The sequence below is a fragment of the Streptomyces sp. NPDC005574 genome, assembly GCF_040605435.1.
Classification (GTDB): domain Bacteria; phylum Actinomycetota; class Actinomycetes; order Streptomycetales; family Streptomycetaceae; genus Streptomyces.
The window spans coordinates 1-2,145 of the sequence record NZ_JBEXCW010000270.1 but is presented as its reverse complement, the minus strand read 5'-3'; the positions used below and the strand labels follow the sequence as shown (position 1 = coordinate 2,145).

Annotated in this window: 3 protein-coding genes and 1 tRNA gene; 3 read left to right on the top strand and 1 reads right to left on the bottom strand. The window is 65.7% G+C overall.

Annotated features, from left to right (window positions below; genetic code table 11):
- Window positions 1–217 precede the first annotated feature (217 nt).
- The 3 genes from ABZT03_RS43975 (at window position 218) to ABZT03_RS43965 (ending at window position 1,744) form a co-directional block, all read left to right on the top strand.
- Window positions 218–454 (top strand): hypothetical protein, encoded by a 237-nt coding sequence (locus tag ABZT03_RS43975; protein WP_356049898.1) that lies wholly within the window; start codon window positions 218–220, stop codon window positions 452–454.
- A gap of 106 nt (window positions 455–560) precedes the next feature.
- The gene (locus ABZT03_RS43970; RefSeq protein ID WP_356049896.1) at window positions 561–860 is read left to right on the top strand and encodes a transposase; all 300 of its coding nucleotides are present in this window, start codon (window positions 561–563) and stop codon (window positions 858–860) included.
- A complete protein-coding gene (locus ABZT03_RS43965; RefSeq protein ID WP_356049894.1) occupies window positions 857–1,744 on the top strand; it encodes an IS3 family transposase in 888 nt (295 codons plus the stop codon). Before ABZT03_RS43970 ends, ABZT03_RS43965 begins: the two co-directional genes overlap by 4 nt.
- 31 nt (window positions 1,745–1,775) lie before the next feature.
- Here the strand turns inward: ABZT03_RS43965 and ABZT03_RS43960 are convergent.
- A tRNA-Lys gene (locus ABZT03_RS43960) sits at window positions 1,776–1,849 on the bottom strand.
- Window positions 1,850–2,145: the final 296 nt, after the last annotated feature.

Below are 2,145 nucleotides of genomic sequence, written 5' to 3'. Positions count from 1 at the left end.
CATCATCGGCGAGAAGCTCCGCACCGGCTCCGCCGAGGTCAAGGCCGCGCTCTCCCGTCAGGGCCGCTATGCCACCGTGCGCGACAACCTCCAGGGCACCACAATGACCACGAAGCCCGTGCCTGCCCTGTAATGCGCCTCAACCAGTCACAACCCCACCAACTGCACGCCCCCGGAACTTGCATCCGCCCTGCGTTCCGGCTGGCACGATGGCTGTATGACTACTGAGGACGAGTCGCTGGAAGCAGCAGCGCGAGCCTTGCGCGATGCGCAGGAGGCCCTGCATGCCGCCCGCCGGAACCTGACCGTGGCCACCCTCGCTGCTTGGGCAGGCGGGGAACCCGTCTCCCGCATTGCGGAGCGCACCGGCCGCACCACCACTGACGTCTGGAACATCCTCGCCGTCCATGGAATCACCCGGGGCATACACTTCAACGGACCGCAGCGCGCCTGAAACACCCCGCTCCTGGTGGACCAGGCGGTTGTGCGGTGGTGAAGCTTCCCCTTGATCGTGGACACCTGGAGACTGGGACGTGTGGTTCCAGAGGAAGTAGTGCCAGGTGGGAAGTAAGTACACGAAGCGATACTCGGCGGAGTACCGGCGGGACGCGATAGCGCTCGTCCGTTCTTCCGGCAGGACGGTGACCGAGGTCGCCCGGGAGCTCGGCGTCAGCCCGGAGAGTCTGCGCAACTGGGTCCGGCGTGATCAGGCCGACCGTGGTGAGGGCGCCCCGGGTGAGCTGACCAGCGCCGAACGCGAGGAACTGAAGCGTCTGCGCAGGCAGAACCGTGAGCAGCAGCAGACGATCGAGATCTTGAAAAAAGCGACGGCCTTCTTCGTGAAAGAGAGCGACCGGTGAGCGCGTTGTACCGGTTCATCCATGCGGAGAAGGCGAACCACCCCGTCACCCTGCTGTGCCGGGCGATGAAGATCGCCCGCTCCTCTTACTACTCCTGGTGCGAGGGTGAAGCCGCCCGCCAGGCCCGCCGGGCAGCCGACGACGCGCTCGCGCACGAGATCGCCGTGCTCCACATCGCGTCCCGCAAGACCTACGGGGTGCCGCGAATCCATGCTGAGCTGCGGCGCCTGGGCCGGCGGGTGAACCGCAAGCGCGTCGCCCGGATCATGCGCCAGGCCGGCATCCAGGGTGTCACCCGCCGCAAGCGGCGTTCACTGACCCGCGCGGACAGGAAGGCCAGGCCGGCGCCCGACCTGATCGGCCGCGACTTCCACGCCGAGATCCCTGGTACCAAGCTGGTCGGTGACATCACCTGCCTGCCCACCGCCGAGGGCTGGCTCTACCTCGCCTGCTGGCTGGACCTGGCCACCCGCGAAGTCGTCGGCTACGCCATGGCCGACCACCACCGCGCCTCCCTCGTCACCGACGCCCTGAAGATGGCCCACGGCCGAGCCGAACTCCGCCCCGGATGCGTCATACACAGCGACCGCGGCAGCGAATACACATCAGCCGAATTCCGCCATGAGATAAGGGAGTTGAATCTGCGGCAAAGCTGCGGACGCACCGGATCCTGCTTCGACAACGCCGCCGCGGAGAGTTTCTGGGCCCTCCTCAAGGAAGAGATCGGCACCCGCACCTGGCCCGACCGGGCCACCGCCCGCGCCGAGGTCTTCGACTTCATCGAGACCTTCTACAACCGCCGCCGTCTGCGCAAACACAAGATCCTCGGCTACCTCACCCCAGCCGAGACCAGGCAGCGGCAACAGCACGCCCTCGCAGCGTAGACATCGAGTGTCCAGGATCATGGGGAAACAGTGGGGCGGGTGGGGCTCGAACCCACGACCTACGGATTAAAAGTCCGCAGCTCTGACCAACTGAGCTACCGCCCCATACTCCAAATGAGAGCACGTAGATCATCACACTACACCTCGCGGGTTGCACGTCTTTTTGCGCTGATACAGGAACACCCGGTATCGCTGCCGTCTGCGAAGGTCCGATACCCGGGAGCCTGTGTAACGGCTGCGCAATGTGTCGGGCGTCCCCTCTCCAGACCGGCAGCGCGAGAACAATGCCGAAAAGGTAGGCATGTTGCCTGGTTGTCAAGCAGCAGGGGGCGTGTTGCGCTGGGCCCGGGGGAGGCAGGAGAACAGAACGGGACCTTCGGTAGTTGAGTCGTCGACCAAGA

Coding starts and splice junctions, on each gene's coding strand:
- ABZT03_RS43975 (WP_356049898.1), top strand. CDS start 218: ATGACTACTGAGGACGAGTCGCTGGAAGCAGCAGCGCGAGCCTTGCGC.